The following is a 19266-nucleotide window of genomic DNA, read 5'->3' as shown; positions in this document are numbered from 1 at the left end:
GGTGGGCGGCCCGTAAAACATTTGTTGAACTTCTGTTCGCCGGACGTTATACAGATGTATAACGAGGTGCGGCCATGAACGAGAAGGCGGACCCCAAGGACCTGAAGAGCGGCTCTACCGTGCTTCAGGTCCGCAAGATCGGCAATTCCATCGGCGTTATCCTACCGAAGGAACTTGCCGGTCGTCTGAATCTCAAAGAGGGCGACAAGCTGTTTCCGGTCGAGCAGTCGGACGGTGGCGTCTTGTTGACGCCGCATGATCCCGACTTCGAAAAAGCGATGGAGATCGCACGGCGAAGCATGAAGCGTTATCACAACGCCCTCGCCGAACTCGCCAAATGAGCGAGCCGTTCTGGCTGACGCGTCGGATCATCATTGCGATCCACGACGAACAACTGGCGATCCATGGCGGCGCAAGCGGCCTTCGAGATGAAGGCATGCTCGAATCCGCGCTCGATCGGCCCAGAAACAAATGGTCTTACGAGAGCGCCGATCTTCCCGAATTGGCGGCGGCGTACGCCTTCGGCATCGCGCGCAACCGTCCGTTCGTCGACGGCGATAAGCGCACGTCGCTGCTGGCGTTGTACACGTTTCTCGGCGTGAACGGCATCGACTTCGTTGTACCCGAGGCTGAAGCGGCAGCCATCATCCTGTCGCTCGCTGCCGGCGAGGTCAGCGAGGAGAACCTGACGCGCTGGATCCGCGACAATTGGGATTCCAAATGACCTGATTTGCAGGAAAACCGCGTCCCGGTGCCGTTGCCCTGCCCGAAACTTTGCGGTATCCCAGCCCAAGAATTCGACTTTCGACTGGGGACAATCCATGGCTGATCATAGCGAAGTGGCGTACAGCACCGCCGACGGCAACGACTACGTTGCTCACGAGCAGACCTACGAGGGCTTCATCAAGCTGGTGAAGTACGGCACGGCCTCGGTCGCGCTCATCGTGATCCTGATGGCGATCTTCCTGACCTGATCTGTCGGCAGCTGCCCACGCCAGCGGCAGCAGCTGCCCAGAATATTTGCATCCAAGCCGGTGCCAAAACCGGTATCGAACGCCGCGGGAGTAACGCTTAGTTTGCGCGCGCGCTGTCCCGCGCCGCCGGAGGACCTATGAAGATCGCCGTTGCCAAGGAAATCGATCCGCTCGAGCCGCGAGTCGCCGCTTCGCCCGATACGGTGAAGAAGTTCAAGGCGCTGGGCGCCGAGATCGCCGTCGAGCCGGGCGCCGGCATCAAATCGGGCCTGCCTGATTCCGAATTCACCGCCGTGGGTGCCACCGTCAGCGCAGATGCGCTGAAGGATGCCGACATCATCATCAAGGTGAAGCGCCCTGAAGCCTCCGAGCTCGCGCAGTACAAGCGCGGTGCGCTCGTCATCGCCATCATGGACCCCTACGGGAACGAGGCTGCGCTGAAGACGATCGCCGATGCCGGCGTCTCCGCCTTCGCGATGGAATTGATGCCGCGCATCACGCGCGCGCAGGTGATGGACGTGCTGTCCTCGCAGGCGAACCTTGCCGGCTACCGCGCCGTGATCGAGGGCGCCGAGGCGTTCGGCCGCGCCTTCCCGATGATGATGACCGCCGCCGGCACCGTGCCCGCGGCCAAGGTGTTCGTGATGGGGGTCGGCGTTGCCGGCCTCCAGGCGATCGCGACCGCGCGCCGTCTCGGCGCCGTCGTCACCGCGACCGACGTGCGGCCCGCGACCAAAGAGCAGGTCGAATCGCTCGGCGCGAAATTCCTCGCCGTCGAGGACGAGGAGTTCAAGAACGCGCAGACCGCCGGCGGCTACGCCAAGGAAATGTCTAGGGAATACCAGGCCAAGCAGGCCGCGCTCACCGCCGAGCACATCAAGAAGCAGGACATCGTGATCACCACGGCGCTGATTCCGGGTCGGCCCGCGCCGAAGCTCGTCTCCGGCGAGATGGTCAAGTCGATGAAGCCGGGCTCGGTGCTGGTCGATCTCGCCGTCGAGCGCGGCGGCAATGTCGAGGGCGCGAAGGCCGGCGAGGTCGTCGACCGCGATGGCATCAAGATCGTCGGCTACACCAACGTCGCCGGCCGCGTTGCCGCCTCGGCTTCCAGCCTCTACGCGCGCAATCTGTTCTCCTTCATCGAGACCATGGTCGACAAGAAGGAGAAGAAGCTCGCCGTGAACTGGGACGACGAGCTGGTCAAGGCGACCGCGCTCACGAAAGACGGCGCCGTCATCCACCCGAACTTCCAGCCGAAGGTTTAAGGAGACCCGCCATGGAGCATGCTGCACAGGTCGTCGACCCCTTCATCTTCCGGCTGTCGATCTTCGTCCTCGCCGTCTTCGTCGGCTATTTCGTGGTGTGGTCGGTGACACCGGCCCTGCACACGCCGCTGATGAGCGTGACCAACGCGATCTCCTCGGTGATCGTGGTCGGCGCGTTGCTTGCCGGCGGCGTCGCGAACGTCTCGAGTGGCTCGGGCTGGGCCCGCGCCTTCGGCTTTGTCGCGCTCATTTTCGCCTGCGTGAACATTTTTGGCGGCTTCCTTGTCACCCAGCGCATGCTGGCGATGTACAAGAAGAAGTCGAAGTAAGCGGCCACCTCGGGCTGAAGGATTAATGGGGACCTGAGATGAGCGCCAACCTCTCTGCATTTTTGTATCTCGTGGCGGGAGTGCTGTTCATCCTGTCGCTGCGCGGGCTGTCCAGCCCGGCTTCGTCGCGCCAGGGCAATCTGTTCGGCATGATCGGCATGGCGATTGCGGTCGCCACCACGCTGGCCAACCATCCGCCGGCAGACGGCCTCGCCTGGGTGCTCGTCATCGTCGGCATCGCCATCGGCGGCGCGATCGGCGCGGTGATCGCCCGCCGCGTGCCGATGACCTCGATGCCGGAACTGGTCGCCGCCTTCCACTCGCTGGTCGGCATGGCCGCGGTGCTGGTCGCCGCCGGCGCGTTCTACGCGCCCGAAGCCTTCGACATCGGCACCCCCGGCAACATCCATCCGCAGAGCCTGGTCGAGATGTCGCTCGGCGTCGCCATCGGCGCGCTGACCTTCACCGGCTCGGTGATCGCGTTCCTGAAGCTGTCCGCACGCATGAGCGGCGCGCCGATCATCCTGCCCGCCCGTCACATCATCAACATCGCGATTGCGGTGGCGCTGGTGTTCTTCATCGTCCGCCTGGTCCTCACCGGCGGCGCGCTCGACTTCTGGCTGATCGTCATCCTGGCGCTGGCGCTCGGCGTGCTCATGATCATCCCGATCGGCGGCGCCGACATGCCGGTCGTGATCTCGATGCTGAACTCGTACTCGGGTTGGGCTGCGGCCGGCATCGGCTTCACGCTCGGCAATTCCGCGCTGATCATCACCGGCGCGCTGGTCGGCTCCTCGGGCGCGATCCTGTCCTACATCATGTGCCACGCGATGAACCGGTCCTTCATCTCGGTCATCCTCGGCGGCTTCGGCGGCGAGACCGCGGCGGCCGGCGGTGGCGGCGGCGAGCAGAAGCCCGCCAAGCTCGGCTCGGCCGACGACGCGGCCTTCATCATGAAGAACGCCCAGAAGGTCATCATCGTGCCCGGCTACGGCATGGCGGTGGCGCAGGCGCAGCACGCGCTGCGCGAGATGGGCGACATCCTGAAGAAGGAAGGCGTCGAGGTGAAATACGCCATTCACCCGGTCGCCGGCCGAATGCCCGGCCACATGAACGTGCTGCTCGCCGAAGCCAACGTCCCCTATGACGAGGTGTTCGAGCTCGAGGACATCAACTCCGAGTTCGCGCAGGCCGACATCGCCTTCGTGATCGGCGCCAACGACGTCACCAATCCGGCGGCCGAGGAGGACAAGACCTCGCCGATCTACGGCATGCCCGTGCTGCAGGTCTGGAAGGCCGGCACCGTGATGTTCATCAAGCGCTCGCTGGCGTCCGGCTATGCCGGCATCGACAATCCGCTGTTCTACCGCGACAACACCATGATGCTGCTCGGCGACGCCAAGAAGGTCACCGAGAACATCGTCAAGGCGATGTAGCACGCGAAGGAAACGGACCGTGGCCATCAACAGGGATTGGCACCGGTCTCATCGCATGCCTCTCAAGGCGACGCGCGAGCAGCGCGTCGCATGGCATGCCGCCCACAAGGCGGCGTGCGGCTGCCGGGACGTACCGGCGAGCCTCCGGCCCGACGTCATGAAATTGCTGCGGAGCCGTCGCAAGCCCTGAGCCTGAACCGGGGGCCGGCCGCGCAATGATCACCATCGCCAAATGGACCGTCATTCTGCTTGCGACCGTCTATCTCGCCGGGCTCCTCGTGCTCTATGCCCGGCAGCGCGAGATGCTGTTTCCGATACCGACCGCCAAGCGGACCCCGCCTGAGGCGGCAGATTGTCCCGAGGCGGAGGAGCATGTCCTGACCACCTCGGATGGCGAGAAGATCATCGTCTGGCACGTGCCGGCGAGGCCCGGTCGTCCCGTGATCCTGTATTTTCCGGGCAATGGCGACTTTCTTGCCGGCCGTGTCAGCCGCTTCAAGGTCATGACGGCAGATGGCACCGGCCTCGTTGCGCTGTCCTACCGCGGCTATGCCGGCTCGAGCGGCGCGCCGAGCGAGGAGGGGCTGCTGCGCGATGCCGCCGCCGCCTACGCCTTCACCACGGCGCGCTACACGGCGGAACGAATCGTCGCCTGGGGCTTCTCGCTCGGGACCGGCGTGGCGGTCGCGCTCGCCGCAGAACAGCGTGTTGGAAAGCTGGTCCTGGAGGCGCCCTATACGTCGACGGCCGACATTGCATCTTCGTCATTCTGGTTCGTGCCGGTGCGCCTCTTGATGCGCGATCCGTTCCCTTCCGACCAGCGGATCGCGCGCGTCACGGTGCCGCTCCTGGTGATGCATGGCACCAATGACCTTGTCATTTCAATCGTGTTCGGAGAACGTCTGTTCGCGCTCGCGCATGAACCGAAGCAGTTCGTTCGCTTTGCGGGCGGCGGACATGACAATCTCGATGCATTCGGTGCGATCGAAACGGCAAGGCGCTTCATTGGAGAATAAACGACTCGTCACGCGAATCCCGGCCGTATCGCTCGTTGCCATCCTCACCTTGTTGCCGCAGCCGGCCTGGGCCGCAGCCGGGCTCGATGGTGCGGCGATGCGCTGGCCCTATGCGCTGCCCTTTGCCGGCCTGTTGCTGTCGATCGCGCTCGGACCGCTGTTGTTTCCGAAAGTCTGGCACCATCATTACGGCAAGATCGCCGCTGCTTGGTCGCTGGCGGCGCTCGTCTCACTCGTGATTTTTGCCGGAAGCGCGGTCACGCTGGCTGTGCTCGTGCACGCTCTGCTCGCCGAATATCTTGGCTTCATCGTGCTGCTGTTCGCGCTCTATGTCGTGGCCGGCGGCATTCTCATTACCGGCGACATCAAGGCCACGCCAGCGATCAATGCTGGCATCCTCGCGCTCGGCACGCTGGGTGCAAGCATTGTCGGCACCACGGGTGCCGCGATGATCCTGATCCGTCCGCTGATCCGCGCCAACCGGCCGCGGCGCCACAATGCCCATGTCATCATCTTCTTCATCATCCTGGTCGCCAATGTCGGCGGCGCGCTGAGCCCGCTCGGCGATCCCCCGCTCTTCGTCGGTTTCCTGCACGGCGTCGACTTCTTCTGGACCACGCGGAGCATCTGGCTGCAGACCGCGATCGTCGCCGGATTGCTGCTCGCGATCTTCACCGCCATCGATTTCTGGCGCTTCCGCAGCGAACCTCAGCTCAGCGACGCCGGTCCCGCGGATCCGGTCCGCATTCGCGGTCTCGTCAACCTCGTGCTGATCGCAGCCATCGTCGCGAGCCTGCTGGCCTCGGCGATGTGGAAGCCCGCTGTTGCTTTCGACATTCTCGGAACGAAGCTGGGGCTGGAAGACATCGCGCGCAATGTGGCGCTGCTTTCCATTGCGGCGCTGTCGGTGTGGTTGACACCGGACGAGCACAGGGAGGCCAACGGCTTCACCTGGGAGCCGATCCGCGAGGTCGCAAAACTGTTCGCGGGCATCTTCGTCGCCATCATCCCGGTCATTGCCATGCTCAATGCCGGCCACCACGGCGCCTTCGCCTGGCTGTTGTCGGCCGTGACGGCACCGGACGGTGCGCCGCGCGAGGTCGCCTATTTCTGGTTTACCGGCCTGATGTCAGCGTTTCTCGACAATGCGCCGACCTATCTGTTGTTCTTCCAGCTTGCCGGCGGTGATCCGCAAACGCTGATGCACGAGCTGTCGGGCACGCTCGCGTCGATTTCGATGGGCGCCGTCTACATGGGAGCGCTCACCTATATCGGCAATGCGCCGAACTTCATGGTCAGCAGCATCGCGAGCGAGAACGGCATCGAGATGCCGAGCTTCTTCGGCTATCTCTTGCGTGCCGGCGCCGTGCTGATCCCGCTGTTCATGCTGCTGACGCTGCTGCCGGTCGCTCCGATCCTGCGCTGGCATTGAATCTGCCGGCCGATTTGCTACTGCTCGTCTTCAGTGATTGGAGCCGGTAGATGAGCGCGCATAATCCGATGCCCCGGTCGGCCTGGATCTTTCCGGCGCTGGCCGTGCTGTTGTTCGCAGCCGTCAGCGCGACGGGCTACGTCTTCACGCTGTCGTTGGGCGGGCTCGTCTTCGCCATCGTCCTTCTGGTTATCCTGTTCGGCACCGTGTTCGCCGCGGTTCATCATGCCGAAGTGATCGCCGAGCGGGTCGGCGAGCCCTATGGCACGCTGGTGCTGACGCTCTCGGTGACCGTCATCGAGGTGGCGCTGATCACCACGATCATGCTGGGCGACAAGCCCGCCCCGGAACTGGCGCGCGACACCGTGTTCGCCGTGGTCATGATCGTCTGCAACGGCCTCGTCGGGCTCTGCATCTTCATCGGCGGCCTGCGCTATCGCGAGCAGGGCTTTCAGCTCTCGGGGGCCAACGTCTATCTCAGCGTCCTGTTCGCGCTCGCGACCATCACGCTGATCATGCCGAACTACACGACCACCGCGCCGGGGCCGGTCTATTCGGCGGTTCAGCTCGGTTTCGTCGACGTGGTCACGCTCGCGCTGTACGGAGTGTTCCTCTACACCCAGACCGTCCTGCACAAGGATTACTTCGTCCATGAACGGGCTGACGGCGGCAGCGGCGTGGCGCATCTGCCGGGCCGGATGTTGGTGGTCAGCGTCGTGCTGCTGCTGATTGCGCTGCTGGCCGTGGTGCTGCTCGCCAAGAAGTTTTCGCTGGTGGTGGACGCCGTCGCGGCCAAGATCGGCGCGCCGCCGGCCTTTGCCGGCCTTCTGGTCGCGCTCCTGATCCTGATGCCGGAAGGCGTCGCGGCGGTATCGGCGGCCCGCAAGAACGACCTCCAGAAGAGCATCAACCTCGCGCTCGGCTCGTCCCTCGCCACCATCGGGCTGACCATCCCGGCGGTGGGGGTCGCCACCTACGCGCTCGACAAGGAGCTCACGCTCGGCCTCAGCGCCCAGGGCAGTGTGCTTTTGCTCCTGACCTTCTTCCTGAGCATGCTGACCTTCGGCACCGGCAGGACCAATGTCCTGTTCGGGCTGGTCCATATGGTGGTATTTGCCGTCTACGCCTTCATGGTTTTCGTGCCCTGAAGCGCTGCGTCCCAAGAGAGGTTCCAATGCTTGCCGCCAAGTCCGAGGTCCAGGTCGACAACGAGGAGGTCCGGGTGACCGAATGGCGGCTTCCGCCCGGTAGCGCCACCGGCCATCACACCCACGGCATGGACTATGTGATTGTTCCCGTCGTTGCGGGAGAAATGACCATCGTGGCGCCGGGCGGCGAGCGGTCCAAGGCGCAACTGGCAGCCGGGAAATCCTACTTCCGCAAGGCGGGCGTCCAACATGACGTACTTAACGAAACCTCAACCGAGATCGTGTTCCTTGAGATCGAGCTAAAGCCGTAGATCCGGCCTTAACACTTGCCATCGATCCGTCGCAGTTGATCCCTTACAATGCCCTAAAGTTCCCGCATCAGATCGCGCGGGGAGTGGCCGGAATGCTGAAATACCTCGCTAAAATCTCGATGGATATTTTCCCCTCGGTGCTCGCGACGATCATCGGGGCGTACATCGTTAACCACTACATCAACGCCAAGCCGGCGGCTGATGCCCCTGCGGCCGTCGTGGCCCCTGCCGAGGCCGGCAAGAACGGCAAACCCGCCGATGTCGCCAATCTCCCTGCGCCCGGCGTCAAGGCCAAAGGCATCCCCGAGAAGAGCGTGACGGACAAGCCGGCGGTCGAAAAGGCTGCCGATCAGCCGTCCGCCGAGCACAAGGCTGCCGATGTGGCCCCGGCCGAGGCCAGCCCGCGTGGCAAGCCGTCGGCGCGCGAGAAGGCGGTCGCCAAGTCGACCCCGGCCACCAGCACGCCCGCTCCCGCCGCTCCGGTGGTCGAGGCCAATTCGGCGCCGGCTGCTGCGGCTCCGGCCCCCGACGCCAACGACCTCGTGCGTGCCGCGATCGAGCGCCTGCGCAAGACTCCTGAGGGCAAATCTTCCGAGGGCAAGTCTTCCGAAGGAAAGTCGTCTGCCGAAACCAAACCTGCCGAGGTCAGGCCGTCCGAGACCAGGTCAGCCGAGAGGCCGACTGAGCCTGCCGTGCGGGAAGCAGCCCGCACGCCCGAGGCCCCGCGGGTCGTCAGCATGGAGCCGGCTACGGTCCGTCCGCTGCCGCCGCCGATCACGGTATCGACGCCCTCATCGGAGGCCTATGGCAAGGATGGCTCCTCGCCGGCCAATCCGCCCTACACGGCCTCGGTCGGCAACGATGATCCGAATCGGATGACGCCGCCGGCTGACATTCCCGTGCCGATGATCGCGCCACCGCTCGATCTGCGCGCCGACGCCGGTGGCTCCATGCCGCGGCCGAAGAAGACCAATGTCGCCGACGAGATGCTGTCGGGCATGAAGTCGATGTTCCACTCGGTTCTGCCGAAGAGCGCCACCCCCGATTAAGACGGCGCCTGCGCCGTCAAAACCGTCAGCCGCCGACACGGGCAAGACCGTTGCGCGCGGCGTCGTCGCGTGGGCGAAGCGAGACAGCCCTGGTGTAGGACGCCGCCGCCTTGGCTCTGTCGCCCAGCCGCTCATAGGCCTGTCCGCGCGTGGTCCAGACCTGGGCGTTGTGCGGATCGGCCTCGGAGGCCTCATCCAGATCGGCCGTGGCCTCCTTGACCTTGCCGAGCGCGAGATAGCTGGTGGCGCGGCCGAGCAGCGGCTCGACCTTCTGGGGATTGAGTCCGCTCGCAGCGCTGAAATCTGCGATGGCGAAGGCGTGCTGATTGTTGCCCTGGTAGATCAGGGCACGGCCATACAGCGCCTGCGCATTGTAGGGATCGAGTCCGACCGCGCGATTGAACTCATCGAGCGCTGCCGCGACCTCGCCTGACTTGGCCAGGGATTGGGCTTTTGCAGTGTGGGCCTGAGCTTCGGTGACGTTGCCGGCGCTCACCGCGCTCTCGGCGGGCGCAGCCGCCTGGGGGGCTTCCTGCGGCTTGTCCTTCTCCGGCATCAACGATCCCAGATCGAAGGAGCAGCCGCACAGCGCAATCCCCATCAATGCCAGCACGAACGGCGGCTGCCAGATCCGGCGTCGCCGCGCCAAGCCGCGCTGGGGGAAGGGGGAGGCCATCTGCGGTTCGCTCGCGCTAGAGCATGATCCGGACCCGAAGGGCCGCGTTGACGAAAAGTATGAAGCGGTTTTCCCTCGCGACAAAGGCGGAACGCGCTTGCGTAGAGATCAAGGTCAAACAACAAACTAAAGCGCGACGACGTTCAATCCAAATCTCATCGCGTTTGCGTGCCGCATCCGTGGTGCCTGGCCCAAAGAGCAGCGCGCACAAACAATGACGCGGGCCAGAGGCCCGCGTCATCGAAACTGAAATCTTGCAAAATTCGGTGAATCAGCGCGGTCCGCGCGGACCTGCACCCGGGCCGCCACGACCGCCGCGATCACCGCCGGGACCTGCGCCGAACACCGGCTTCGGCTTCATCGGCAGCAGGCCTTCGCGCTGCAGCTTCTTGCGGGCCAGCTTGCGCGCGCGGCGCACGGCTTCGGCCTTTTCGCGGGCCTTCTTCTCGGAGGGCTTCTCGTAATGACCGCGGAGCTTCATCTCGCGGAAAATTCCCTCGCGCTGCATCTTCTTCTTCAGAGCCTTGAGGGCTTGGTCGACATTGTTATCGCGAACGAGAACCTGCACGCGGCATCCTCTTCAGTGGATCGGATTTGAATTCTGGTAAGACGAAGGGGATGGCGAAAACGCGCAAGCCCTTAACCTTGAGGGCGCGGATGTATCAGACAAATCCCGGGATGTCCACCGGACAAGCGGGTTTTCGGGCCAAGTTCAGCCATTAAATGAGGCAAAAATACCTCTGTGCGGCCCTGATTTGGGCGATTCGACGCCAGGGATGGGGCCGTTTCCGGAGCTTTGTTCCGGAATCTTTGAAAGCAGGGGACTACACATGGATATCAAGAAATACGCTGCTGAAGCCATCGGCACCTTCTGGCTCACATTCGCAGGCTGCGGAAGCGCGGTGATCGCTGCCGGCTTCCCGCAGGTCGGAATCGGTCTGGTCGGTGTCTCCCTCGCATTCGGACTGAGCGTGGTCACCATGGCCTATGCGATCGGCCATATCTCCGGCTGCCATCTCAACCCGGCCGTCACGGTCGGTCTTGCCGCCGGCGGGCGTTTTCCGGCCGGGCAGATCCTGCCCTATGTGATCGCGCAGGTGGCCGGCGCGATCGTGGCCGCCTGGCTCCTCTACGTCATCGCGAGCGGAGCTCCCGGATTCGATGTCAGCAAGGGCTTCGCATCCAACGGCTATGATGCGCATTCGCCCGGCCAGTACAGCATGATCGTGTGCTTCCTCACCGAGGTGGTGATGACCATGATGTTCCTGTTCATCATCATGGGCGCGACCCATGGCCGCGCGCCCGCAGGCTTCGCGCCGCTCGCGATCGGGCTCGCGCTGGTGATGATCCATCTCGTCAGCATCCCCGTCACCAACACCTCGGTGAACCCGGCGCGCAGCACGGGCCCCGCGCTGTTCGTCGGCGGCTGGGCGACGGCGCAGCTCTGGCTGTTCTGGGTCGCACCGCTGATCGGCGGCGCGCTGGGCGGGGTGATCTATCGCTGGCTCAGCGAGGAGCCCACGGGCGTCGTCGCAGGCGCGAAGACGGCCTAATCGCGGAGCGGGATCGCAGCTCGAAGCTGCGGTCCCGCTACTTGCCTTTCGTCGGCCTGACTTCGGTGACGTGGCCCATCTTTCGGCCGGGACGCGGCGCACCCTTGCCGTAGATGTGCACGGTCGCGCCCGGCACGCTCAGCCACTTTTCGTAATCATTGATCTCGTCGCCGATCAGATTGGTCATGGTGACGATTTCGCCGTGGCGCACGGGCTTGCCGAGCGGCCAGCCGGCGATGGCGCGGATGTGCTGCTCGAACTGCGAGACCGAGGCGCCGTCGAGCGTCCAGTGCCCTGAATTGTGCACGCGCGGGGCGATCTCATTGACCAGCACCTTCGGGCCGGTGCCGTTGGCGAGCACGAACATCTCGACAGCGAGCACGCCGACATAGTCGAGCGCGCTTGCGATCTTGCCGGCGATGCTGCGTGCTTCCTCGGCAAGCGCAGGCGGGATCGGCGCGGGCGCGCGCGATATCTTCAGGATGTGGTCGCGGTGCTCGTTCTCGGTGACGTCGAAACACTCGACCTGGCCTGTGACCGAGCGTGCGGCGATCACGGAGATCTCGCGCTCGTAGGGCACGAAGGCTTCCAGGATCGCCGATTTGGTGGCGAGGCTGGTCCACACCTTGGCGATGTCGTCGCCCTCGCGGATGATGGCCTGGCCCTTGCCGTCATAACCGAAGCGGCGGGTCTTGAGCACGGCCGGAAGGCCGATCCTGGCGATCGCCTCGCGCAGCGAGGATACGGAGGTGACGTCGGCATAGGCTGCGGTGCCGATGCCGAGCCGCGTCACGAAATCCTTCTCGGCGAGCCGGTCCTGGGTGGTCTCGAGAATCTTGCGGTTGGGCAGGACGGGTCGGCGCGCGTCCAGCACCATCGCGGCGGCCGATGGCACGTTCTCGAATTCGTAGGTGATGACGTCGACGTCGTTGGCGAACAGTTCGAGCGCCTCGACATCGGCATATTCGGCGCAGGTCGCGTTCAATACGACGTCGAAGGCCGGCGAGTCCGGATCGGGCGAGAAAACCTGGCAGCGCAGGCCGAGCCGCGCCGCAGCCATGGCCAGCATCCGGCCCAATTGTCCGCCGCCGAGAATTCCGATGGTGTCACCGGGCTTCAGTTTCACCTGCCTGGTGTCGGTCACGCCTTGTCCTCCGGGCGCTCGGCGACCGCCTCGGTCTGCGCCTTGCGCCAGGCCGCGAGGCGATCGGACAAGGCCGGGTCGGACAACGCCAGGACGGCCGCCGCCAGCAGCGCGGCGTTGGTCGCGCCGGCCTTGCCGATGGCGAGGGTGCCGACCGGGATGCCGGCGGGCATCTGGACGATCGAATAGAGCGAATCGAGGCCCTTGAGCGTCTTGGATTCGACGGGAACGCCGAACACCGGGAGTTCGGTCAGCGCCGCCGCCATGCCGGGCAGGTGTGCAGCGCCACCTGCGCCGGCGATGATGACCTTGTAACCGGCGGCCTTGGCGCCCTTGGCGAAAGCAAAGAGACGGTCGGGGGTGCGGTGGGCCGAGACGATGCGGGTGTCGGCGGCGACGCCGAGCGCGGCAAGCGTGTCGGCGGCATGCCGCATCGTGTCCCAGTCCGACTGGCTTCCCATGATGATGGCGATCGGCGCGGTCATGACGTTAATTGTGCCCGAAAAACAGAAAGATAGGCCAGATTAACGGTTCCGGCCGGCGGCTCGCAAGGCGGTGGCAAGGAGAAGGGAATCCACTATCCTGTCTTGGTGAATCCCCGCAAGCCTTCATTGAGCAGGATGCCCATGAAGAAACCAAAAAGGGCAGGCGCTGCGAAGGCCAAAAAGGGCCGGAAGACCAGTGCCGGCCGATCCAAAACCGCCCCAAAACGGCTGACCAGGCGGCCGGCGAAGCCGCCGGGGCGTGACGCGTCGGGCGATGATGGGGCCAAGGATACCGTCAGGGCGACGATCCGGGGCTTGCGGACCAAGCTCAAGGAGGCGCAGCGCCGGGTCGCGGAACTGGAAGCTGCGGCCGACACCGATTTCCTGCTCGAGATTCCCAACCGGCGCGGCTTCGAGCGCGAGCTGGCGCGTGCCATCGCCTACATGAAGCGCTACCGCGCCAGCGGGGCACTGATCGTGCTCGACGTCGATCGGTTGAAGCCGATCAACGATTCGTTCGGTCATGGCGCCGGTGACGAGGTGCTCAAGGCGATTGCCGCCACGCTGACGCGGCAGGTCCGCGCCTCCGACGTGGTCGGGCGGCTGGGGGGCGACGAGTTCGCGCTGCTGCTGTGGAATCTCAGCGAGACCGACGCCAAGGCAAAGGCGGCCATCTTCGAGCAGGCGGTCGACGAATTGTCCTTTGTCTTTCGCGGCGAGCACGTGACCGCGGGCGCCTCCGCCGGTGTCGCGCTGCTGGGGGCGCAGTCCGACGCGGGCCGCGCCCTGGAGGAGGCCGATGCCGCCATGTATGTGCGCAAGGCGCACCGGCGGCACGAGCCGCGGGTCCGGCTGGTCGGCAGCTAAAGCGCGCTGAGATCTGGCGGTACGTTACCGAATGTCCGCAGCAATTTGGCGTCGCCAAACTCGCCGGTCAGGGGATCGCCGCTGCGGCTGAAGGCGACGGCGCCGATATGGCCGGCGCCGTGCGCCAGCATTTCCGCACGACGCAGGGCGGCAGCCGATGTCTGACATTCCTCGGCCGCACCTGCCACCGGCGATCCGTCCTCGTCGATCAGGAAGGGCAATGCAACGTAGTAGGTGACGTCGGGCATGGTCGGCTCCGATAGCTGACGGTTCAGGCGGCGCTGCTCTTGCTCCGCATCTTGCTGCGCGAGGTCTCCGGAATGCAGCCGGCGGAAATCGCCGCCTGCAATTCCTCCAGCTCGGCCTCCAGATATTCGTTGGCCATGATCAGCGCCTTGATGGTGCTGCGCAGATTGCCGTCGCACATCGCGATCGCCTGATCGCAGGCCTGTTCATAATGGCTGTTGTCGAGAAGGGCGGCGGTCGACATCTGCATTGTCCTTGTCAGTTGTGCTGGACGTTTCCTGGGGGCGCTGGGGCGCTCGAATGTTCCTATTTTGTTCTATTCGAGTCAAGCGGATTCATCTGCACGAGGGAAGCCGGCTCGCAGGTCAGGCGATGATGTCGGGGGTGATCTGGTCTTCGATGAACGCGATGCGGTCTCGTAACAACAGCTTGCGCTTCTTCAAGCGCTGTAACCGCAATAGGTCGGGGGCGGGCGATTGATGCAGTGCATCGATCGCCGCATCGAGATCTCGGTGTTCCTGCTGCAACCGGGTGAGCTCGGCTTCGAGCTCACGCTCGTCTTCATTGGTCATGTCTGCGGTGGCCGAAAACCGATAGGCGTGGGATTAAGGCTGTGGATGCCCTGTGGAAATTATCGTCCTTGCGCGGCGTGATCGCAAGCGATCTGCGACCACCGTTCGCCGATCTCCAGCGACATATTTCCGCTGATCGCCGCGGCGCTGCGCAAGCGCATTGATATCATGGATTTTTCCCGTGCGGTTCCTTTACTCACGCTTCGTTACATATGAATTTTCAAAAATGAAGCTGTCACGACGGTTATCCATCGACAGAACGAATCGCTGATGTACACTTCCTTGTCCGGATCGAATCCTGAGGTTCAACCCTACCGAGGAGGTTTCGAATGACAATTCAGGCACATCTCGTTGAATTGGAGCGGAAGCACAAACTTCTCGAAAACGAATTGCACGAAGCTCTCGTGCACCTTTCAACAGACGACCTGCAAATTGTTGAGTTGAAGCGCCGGAAGTTGATGGTCAAGGACCAGATCGAGCGTCTGAGGCACGGCGACACGCTCCACTAGTGACCCCCGTAACAGCGTAGAGTTGATCGTACCCTTATCCCGCAGGGGTGAGAGCTTTTGCGCTCATCCCTGCAGCAAAGTGCGCACCGTGCAAAGAAGTTTGCGCGGTGTTTCGTTTTTGTCTGAACGCGTTGTCTTGCCGCGAACCGGTACCCGCTTCGCTCGAAAACGCCTTCAGATGTCTGCGAGCTCGGCGACGTGATCTGCGATCGCGAGCGACGACGTCAGTCCCGGCGATTCGATGCCGAACAGATTGATCAGGCCAGCGACGCCGTGATCGCGCGGGCCCTGCATCAGGAAGTCCTGCGTGGCCACCGCGGGCGGTACGATCTTCGGCCGGATACCCGAATAGCTCGGCATCAACGCGCCGTCAGGCAGCGTCGGCCAGTATTTGCGGATCGCCGGGTAGAACCGCTCGGCGCGTGACGGGTCGACCTCGTAGTCGATCGTCTCGATCCACTCGACGTCAGGGCCGAAGCGCGCCTGGCCTGCCATGTCCAGCGTCAGATGCACTCCCAACCCGCCGGGCTCGGGCACCGGGTAGATCAGGCGCGAGAACGGCGCCTTGGCATTGCAGCTGAAGTAATTTCCCTTGGCGAGATAGGCCCGTGGAATTCGGTCCAGCGGCATGCCGTCGATGTTGCGCGCCACATTCGTCGCCGAGAGCCCCGCGGCGTTGACGAGGAGGCTGCATTGCAGCGTCATTGGCGCCTCGCCGCCGGCGTCGATCTCGATCAGGCCGTTCGCCGCCTTGGCGCGGATCAGCGGGGTGTGAAACGCGAAGGCCGCGCCGGCTTCCTCGGCTTCGCCGCGCAGCGAGAGCATGTAGGCGTGGCTGTCGATGATGCCCGTAGAGGGCGACAGCAGTGCGGCGTCGCAGGCCAGCGCCGGCTCCAGCGCGCGTGCCGCCTCGCCTGTGAGCAACTGCATGTCGAGCACGCCATTGGCCTCGGCATGCGCCTTGATCGATTGCAGCTTCGCGGTCTCCTGCGGGCTGGTCGCAACGATCAGCTTGCCGCAATTCTTGTGCGGGATGCCGCGCTCGCCACAGTAGCGGTAGAGCGCGTGCTTGCCGTCGACGCACATGCGCGCCATCCAGCTCCCGGCGCGGTAGTAGATGCCGGCATGGATCACCTCGCTGTTGCGCGAGGAGGTGATGGTGCCGATCGCCTCGGCCTCCTCGAGCACGATGACCTCGCGCCCGGCCTGCGCAAGCTTTCGAGCCACCGCGAGCCCGATCACGCCGGCTCCGATGACGACGCAATCGACCCTATCCATGGTTGTGCAGGATGTCCGCTGGAAGCGCCGGTGGCGTCAGGCCTGGAGAGAATGCCGCGGGGCCATTTTCCGTTAAGGAAGAATTTATCATGTCAGGGCAATTGCCGTATTTCACGTCACATTTTTCTGTTGCGCGTACAGGCGTTTACCCGATCCAAACGCGTGAAGCCAGACAATCCGACGTTGAAATCGCGGGTGGCTGATGGCTGAGAAGAACTGGCACGAGGGCAGCACGCTTCCGATTGCTGTGCAGGCCGTTGTGTGCCTGGCCGGCACGGTTGCGCCTGCGCGCGCCTTTGCGCTGTCGGACAGCTTCGCCGCGCCGAGCTATCTCGGCCAGCTCGATCCCAACGTGGTCTGGGAGGTCCTGATCGCGGGCATCGTCGTCTGCGCGTTCCTCGCCGCGATCGTGCTGTGGATCCATTCCTCGCTGCGCCGGACCAGGCGCTTGCAGTTGCGGCGCAACGCCTTCGTCTCCTCCGCCATGAACAATCTCAATCAGGGCGTGGTGATGACGGATGCGCACCGCCGCATCATCTTCTGCAACGACCGCTATCTCGAGATCTACGGCCTGACGCGGTCGGAACTCTGGGCCAATATGGACGGCCATGAGCTTCTCGATCTCAGGCGCAAGCGCGGGGTGCTTGGCGGCATCTCCGACGATGAGTTCTACGAGAAGGCGGCAAGCCACAACGGCCTGATCACCGAGCTGCCCGACGGCCGGGCCATCCTGGTGAAGTTTTTCGTGCTGCCGAACGGCGGCTCGGTGGCGACGCATCTGGACGTCAGCGAGCAGCGAAAGCTGTCGCGACAGCTCGCTTCCACCAAGCAATTCCTGGAATCGGTGCTGGACCATGTGCCGGCCTGCGTGGCCGCGAAGAACATCGAGGATGGTTGCTACATCTTCGCCAACAGCGCCTATGAGCGATTCTGGGGGTTCTCGCGGGATCACGCCGTCGGCAAGAACGCAGGCGAGCTGTTTGCGCCGGTCTCGGCAGCCATTATCGAGGCGACCGACCGGGCGGCGCTCAACTCCCCGGACGGCCAGTTCCGCAACGAATTCGAGGTCGACCGCGGCGGCGAGCGGCGCATGGTCGCCTCGATCCGGATCGTGGTCCGCAACGAGAGCAACAAGCCCGAGTTTCTGCTGCTGGTGTTCGAGGACATCACCGACCGCCGGTCGCTGTCGCAGGAATTGGAGAGCACCAAGAAGTTCCTTGAGCTCGTGGTCGACAACATCCCGGTGGCGCTGATCGTCGAGCAGGTGAAGGACGGCCGCTATCTGCTCGCCAATCGCAGCGCGGAGACGATCCTCAACCGCCGGCGCGAGGAGGCCACGGGCCTGACCGCGTCCGACATCTTCAACCCCAAGGAAGCCAAGCTGATCATCGCGCGCGACGAGGCCGCGATCAAGAAACGCGGGATGATCACCGAGGAGCATCCGATCTCCACCAAGGACGGCCTGCGGCTGTTCCTGACCCGGCGTGCCACGGTGCTCGGCGATACCGGCGAGCCGCAATATCTGATCAAGACCCACGAGGACGTCACCGACCGCCGGCAGACCGAGTCGCGCATGGCGCACATGGCCTATCACGACGGCCTCACCGATCTGCCGAACCGCGCCGCCTTCCTCCAGGCGCTGACCCAGATGATCGAGGCCTGCGAAGGCACCGGCGAGGAGTTCGCGGTCCTCTGCGTCGACCTCGACGGCCTCAAGGAGGTCAACGACGTCTTCGGTCATGCGCTCGGCGACAAGCTCCTGATCGAGGTGGCCCAGCGGCTCCAGGACTCCGCCCGTGGCGGCGTGGTGGCGCGCCTGTCCGGCGACGAATTCGGCCTGATCATCGACGGCAAGCAGCCGGACGCAGGTCTTGCACTGGCGCAGCAGATTGGCGACGCCGTCGCGAAGGACTTCCAGATCGACGGCCGTGCGGTCCGCGCCGGCGTCACCACCGGCATGTCGATCTTCCCGCACAACGGCGCCGATGGCGCCTCGCTGCTCGCCAATGCCGGTGCGGCGCTGTTCCGCGCCAAGCAGAAGTCGCGCGGCACGATCAGCCTCTACCAGCCCGAGATGGACCACCAGATCCGCGACCGCCGCGTGCTGCACCAGGACCTGTCGGTGGCGATCAAGAACGGCGAGCTTTCGCTTGCCTTCCAGCCGCAGGGCGTCGCCGGCCACAGCGTTGCCGAGAGCGAGATCATCGGTTTCGAGGCGCTGGCGCGCTGGCAGCATCCGGTGCGCGGCCAGGTCTCGCCGGCCGAATTCATCCCGATCGCCGAGGAGAGCGGTCTGATCGTCGAGATGGGCGAGTGGATCCTGCGCCAGGCCTGCCGCGAGGCGGCGTCCTGGCCGAAGCCGCTTCAGGTCGCGGTCAATCTGTCGCCGGCGCAGTTCATGCACGGCGACGTGGTCGGCCTCGTCCATTCGATCCTGATCGAGACCGGCCTTGCACCCGGCCGGCTCGAGCTGGAGATCACCGAGGGTGTGCTGATCGAGGATTTCGACCGGGGCCTTGCGCTGCTGCGCCGCCTGAAGGCGCTCGGCGTGCGCATCTCCATGGACGATTTCGGCAGCGGTTACTCCTCGCTGAGCTACCTCCAGGCGTTCCCGTTCGACAAGATCAAGATCGACCGGGCCTTCATCATCAATCTCGGCCGCAACCCGCAATCGGCTGCGATCGTTCGCGCGGTGATCGATCTCGGCCACGGCCTCGAAATGTCGATCATTGCCGAGGGCGTCGAGACGGTCGAGCAGCTCGCCTTCCTCGCCAAGGAGGGCTGTGACGGCGTGCAGGGCTATCTGCTCGGCAAGCCCCTGCCGATCGGGAAATATGCCGGGCTGGTCGGCCGCGCTGAACTCATGGAGCTTGCGCTCAAGACCGGTTAGAGCGTTTTCGAGCGACGTGGATACCGGTTCGCGTCAAGAAAGAGCGTCAGAATAAAAATCTAGAGCCCCCGTTCCGATTTCATCGG

The 19266-nt window shown here is 64.4% G+C and carries 23 protein-coding genes; 15 read left to right on the top strand and 8 right to left on the bottom strand.

What is annotated here, in order from left to right:
- The first annotated feature begins 74 nt into the window (after positions 1 to 74).
- The 11 genes from GGD61_RS28620 to GGD61_RS28570 all read left to right on the top strand — a co-directional run bounded on the left by GGD61_RS28620 (position 75) and on the right by GGD61_RS28570 (position 8960).
- On the top strand, positions 75 to 341 hold the full coding sequence (locus GGD61_RS28620) for an AbrB/MazE/SpoVT family DNA-binding domain-containing protein (protein ID WP_092254734.1): 267 nt from the start codon (positions 75 to 77) through the stop codon (positions 339 to 341).
- On the top strand, positions 338 to 724 hold the full coding sequence (locus GGD61_RS28615) for a type II toxin-antitoxin system death-on-curing family toxin (RefSeq protein WP_092254737.1): 387 nt from the start codon (positions 338 to 340) through the stop codon (positions 722 to 724). Before GGD61_RS28620 ends, GGD61_RS28615 begins: the two co-directional genes overlap by 4 nt.
- A gap of 97 nt (positions 725 to 821) precedes the next feature.
- Positions 822 to 974: an aa3-type cytochrome c oxidase subunit IV gene (locus GGD61_RS28610; protein ID WP_018317799.1), complete on the top strand. Its 153-nt coding sequence runs from the start codon at positions 822 to 824 to the stop codon at positions 972 to 974.
- A 137-nt stretch (positions 975 to 1111) separates the two neighbouring features.
- A complete protein-coding gene (locus GGD61_RS28605) occupies positions 1112 to 2239 on the top strand; it encodes a Re/Si-specific NAD(P)(+) transhydrogenase subunit alpha (protein WP_092254740.1) in 1128 nt (375 codons plus the stop codon).
- Between the two features lie 11 nt (positions 2240 to 2250).
- The gene (locus tag GGD61_RS28600) at positions 2251 to 2568 is read left to right on the top strand and encodes a proton-translocating transhydrogenase family protein (protein ID WP_018317801.1); all 318 of its coding nucleotides are present in this window, start codon (positions 2251 to 2253) and stop codon (positions 2566 to 2568) included.
- A gap of 38 nt (positions 2569 to 2606) precedes the next feature.
- Positions 2607 to 4004, top strand: coding sequence for an NAD(P)(+) transhydrogenase (Re/Si-specific) subunit beta (locus GGD61_RS28595; protein ID WP_018317802.1), 1398 nt, complete (start codon positions 2607 to 2609; stop codon positions 4002 to 4004).
- A 218-nt stretch (positions 4005 to 4222) separates the two neighbouring features.
- Entirely contained in the window at positions 4223 to 5020 is a 798-nt protein-coding gene (locus tag GGD61_RS28590; RefSeq protein WP_092254922.1) for an alpha/beta hydrolase, read from the top strand.
- On the top strand, positions 4974 to 6452 hold the full coding sequence (locus tag GGD61_RS28585; RefSeq protein ID WP_092254743.1) for a sodium:proton antiporter: 1479 nt from the start codon (positions 4974 to 4976) through the stop codon (positions 6450 to 6452). Before GGD61_RS28590 ends, GGD61_RS28585 begins: the two co-directional genes overlap by 47 nt.
- A 50-nt stretch (positions 6453 to 6502) precedes the next feature.
- A complete protein-coding gene (locus GGD61_RS28580) occupies positions 6503 to 7600 on the top strand; it encodes a calcium:proton antiporter (protein WP_092254745.1) in 1098 nt (365 codons plus the stop codon).
- A 26-nt stretch (positions 7601 to 7626) separates the two neighbouring features.
- Positions 7627 to 7911, top strand: coding sequence for a cupin domain-containing protein (locus GGD61_RS28575; protein ID WP_092254748.1), 285 nt, complete (start codon positions 7627 to 7629; stop codon positions 7909 to 7911).
- 92 nt (positions 7912 to 8003) lie between these two features.
- Positions 8004 to 8960: a hypothetical protein gene (locus tag GGD61_RS28570; protein WP_092254751.1), complete on the top strand. Its 957-nt coding sequence runs from the start codon at positions 8004 to 8006 to the stop codon at positions 8958 to 8960.
- A 25-nt stretch (positions 8961 to 8985) separates the two neighbouring features.
- Here the strand turns inward: GGD61_RS28570 and GGD61_RS28565 are convergent, their stop codons facing one another.
- Positions 8986 to 9636, bottom strand: a complete 651-nt coding sequence (locus tag GGD61_RS28565) for a tetratricopeptide repeat protein (protein WP_092254754.1) — start codon at positions 9634 to 9636, stop codon at positions 8986 to 8988.
- A 271-nt stretch (positions 9637 to 9907) separates the two neighbouring features.
- Positions 9908 to 10204, bottom strand: coding sequence for a 30S ribosomal protein S21 (rpsU, locus tag GGD61_RS28560; protein WP_008546194.1), 297 nt, complete (start codon positions 10202 to 10204; stop codon positions 9908 to 9910).
- A 262-nt stretch (positions 10205 to 10466) separates the two neighbouring features.
- Here rpsU and aqpZ point away from each other — a divergent pair, with 262 nt between their 5' ends.
- Positions 10467 to 11189, top strand: a complete 723-nt coding sequence (gene aqpZ, locus GGD61_RS28555; RefSeq protein ID WP_018317810.1) for an aquaporin Z — start codon at positions 10467 to 10469, stop codon at positions 11187 to 11189.
- Positions 11190 to 11226: 37 nt separating this feature from the next.
- On the opposite strand, the gene GGD61_RS28550 is transcribed toward aqpZ, so the two are convergent.
- Together GGD61_RS28550 and purE are read right to left on the bottom strand one after the other, a co-directional pair.
- Positions 11227 to 12333 carry a 5-(carboxyamino)imidazole ribonucleotide synthase gene (locus tag GGD61_RS28550; protein ID WP_018317811.1) on the bottom strand — a complete coding sequence of 369 codons (1107 nt, stop codon included), beginning with the start codon at positions 12331 to 12333 and terminating at the stop codon, positions 11227 to 11229.
- Entirely contained in the window at positions 12330 to 12818 is a 489-nt protein-coding gene (purE, locus tag GGD61_RS28545) for a 5-(carboxyamino)imidazole ribonucleotide mutase (RefSeq protein ID WP_018317812.1), read from the bottom strand. The genes GGD61_RS28550 and purE overlap by 4 nt, the downstream gene beginning before the upstream one ends.
- Before the next feature lie 141 nt (positions 12819 to 12959).
- Between purE and GGD61_RS28540 the strand changes: the two genes are divergently transcribed.
- Entirely contained in the window at positions 12960 to 13685 is a 726-nt protein-coding gene (locus GGD61_RS28540; protein WP_177237045.1) for a GGDEF domain-containing protein, read from the top strand.
- Here GGD61_RS28540 and GGD61_RS28535 read toward each other — a convergent pair.
- From GGD61_RS28535 to GGD61_RS28525, 3 genes are all read right to left on the bottom strand, one after another.
- On the bottom strand, positions 13682 to 13933 hold the full coding sequence (locus GGD61_RS28535; protein ID WP_018317814.1) for a hypothetical protein: 252 nt from the start codon (positions 13931 to 13933) through the stop codon (positions 13682 to 13684). The two genes, GGD61_RS28540 and GGD61_RS28535, sit on opposite strands and share 4 nt — an antisense overlap.
- A 23-nt stretch (positions 13934 to 13956) precedes the next feature.
- Complete coding sequence (locus GGD61_RS28530; RefSeq protein WP_026201909.1) at positions 13957 to 14175, bottom strand: hypothetical protein; 219 nt, start codon at positions 14173 to 14175, stop codon at positions 13957 to 13959.
- Between the two features lie 121 nt (positions 14176 to 14296).
- On the bottom strand, positions 14297 to 14503 hold the full coding sequence (locus GGD61_RS28525) for a YdcH family protein (protein WP_008546179.1): 207 nt from the start codon (positions 14501 to 14503) through the stop codon (positions 14297 to 14299).
- A 329-nt stretch (positions 14504 to 14832) separates the two neighbouring features.
- Here GGD61_RS28525 and GGD61_RS28520 point away from each other — a divergent pair, with 329 nt between their 5' ends.
- Entirely contained in the window at positions 14833 to 15012 is a 180-nt protein-coding gene (locus GGD61_RS28520; protein WP_026201910.1) for a YdcH family protein, read from the top strand.
- Between the two features lie 174 nt (positions 15013 to 15186).
- Here GGD61_RS28520 and GGD61_RS28515 read toward each other — a convergent pair whose 3' ends face one another.
- Positions 15187 to 16290 (bottom strand): NAD(P)/FAD-dependent oxidoreductase, encoded by a 1104-nt coding sequence (locus GGD61_RS28515; protein WP_092254760.1) that lies wholly within the window; start codon positions 16288 to 16290, stop codon positions 15187 to 15189.
- Between the two features lie 202 nt (positions 16291 to 16492).
- On the opposite strand from GGD61_RS28515, the gene GGD61_RS28510 reads away from it, so the two are divergent.
- Complete coding sequence (locus GGD61_RS28510; protein ID WP_092254763.1) at positions 16493 to 19180, top strand: EAL domain-containing protein; 2688 nt, start codon at positions 16493 to 16495, stop codon at positions 19178 to 19180.
- Positions 19181 to 19266: the final 86 nt, after the last annotated feature.

Origin of the sequence: Bradyrhizobium sp. SBR1B (assembly GCF_014198205.1) — a bacterium.
Classification (GTDB): Bacteria; Pseudomonadota; Alphaproteobacteria; order Rhizobiales; family Xanthobacteraceae; genus Bradyrhizobium.
Note: the sequence above shows the minus strand (reverse complement) of the source record. Positions and strands in the feature narration are given on the sequence as shown.

Excerpts from the sequence above, each read along its gene's own strand:
- GGD61_RS28620 (WP_092254734.1), top strand. The coding sequence starts at position 75 with ATGAACGAGAAGGCGGACCCCAAGGACCTGAAGAGCGGCTCTACCGTG.
- GGD61_RS28615 (WP_092254737.1), top strand. The coding sequence starts at position 338 with ATGAGCGAGCCGTTCTGGCTGACGCGTCGGATCATCATTGCGATCCAC.
- GGD61_RS28610 (WP_018317799.1), top strand. The coding sequence starts at position 822 with ATGGCTGATCATAGCGAAGTGGCGTACAGCACCGCCGACGGCAACGAC.
- GGD61_RS28605 (WP_092254740.1), top strand. The coding sequence starts at position 1,112 with ATGAAGATCGCCGTTGCCAAGGAAATCGATCCGCTCGAGCCGCGAGTC.
- GGD61_RS28600 (WP_018317801.1), top strand. The coding sequence starts at position 2,251 with ATGGAGCATGCTGCACAGGTCGTCGACCCCTTCATCTTCCGGCTGTCG.
- GGD61_RS28595 (WP_018317802.1), top strand. The coding sequence starts at position 2,607 with ATGAGCGCCAACCTCTCTGCATTTTTGTATCTCGTGGCGGGAGTGCTG.
- GGD61_RS28585 (WP_092254743.1), top strand. The coding sequence starts at position 4,974 with ATGCATTCGGTGCGATCGAAACGGCAAGGCGCTTCATTGGAGAATAAA.
- GGD61_RS28580 (WP_092254745.1), top strand. The coding sequence starts at position 6,503 with ATGAGCGCGCATAATCCGATGCCCCGGTCGGCCTGGATCTTTCCGGCG.
- GGD61_RS28575 (WP_092254748.1), top strand. The coding sequence starts at position 7,627 with ATGCTTGCCGCCAAGTCCGAGGTCCAGGTCGACAACGAGGAGGTCCGG.
- GGD61_RS28570 (WP_092254751.1), top strand. The coding sequence starts at position 8,004 with ATGCTGAAATACCTCGCTAAAATCTCGATGGATATTTTCCCCTCGGTG.
- GGD61_RS28565 (WP_092254754.1), bottom strand. The coding sequence starts at position 9,636 with ATGGCCTCCCCCTTCCCCCAGCGCGGCTTGGCGCGGCGACGCCGGATC.
- aqpZ (WP_018317810.1), top strand. The coding sequence starts at position 10,467 with ATGGATATCAAGAAATACGCTGCTGAAGCCATCGGCACCTTCTGGCTC.
- purE (WP_018317812.1), bottom strand. The coding sequence starts at position 12,818 with ATGACCGCGCCGATCGCCATCATCATGGGAAGCCAGTCGGACTGGGAC.
- GGD61_RS28540 (WP_177237045.1), top strand. The coding sequence starts at position 12,960 with ATGAAGAAACCAAAAAGGGCAGGCGCTGCGAAGGCCAAAAAGGGCCGG.
- GGD61_RS28535 (WP_018317814.1), bottom strand. The coding sequence starts at position 13,933 with ATGCCCGACGTCACCTACTACGTTGCATTGCCCTTCCTGATCGACGAG.
- GGD61_RS28530 (WP_026201909.1), bottom strand. The coding sequence starts at position 14,175 with ATGTCGACCGCCGCCCTTCTCGACAACAGCCATTATGAACAGGCCTGC.
- GGD61_RS28525 (WP_008546179.1), bottom strand. The coding sequence starts at position 14,503 with ATGACCAATGAAGACGAGCGTGAGCTCGAAGCCGAGCTCACCCGGTTG.
- GGD61_RS28520 (WP_026201910.1), top strand. The coding sequence starts at position 14,833 with ATGACAATTCAGGCACATCTCGTTGAATTGGAGCGGAAGCACAAACTT.
- GGD61_RS28515 (WP_092254760.1), bottom strand. The coding sequence starts at position 16,290 with ATGGATAGGGTCGATTGCGTCGTCATCGGAGCCGGCGTGATCGGGCTC.
- GGD61_RS28510 (WP_092254763.1), top strand. The coding sequence starts at position 16,493 with ATGGCTGAGAAGAACTGGCACGAGGGCAGCACGCTTCCGATTGCTGTG.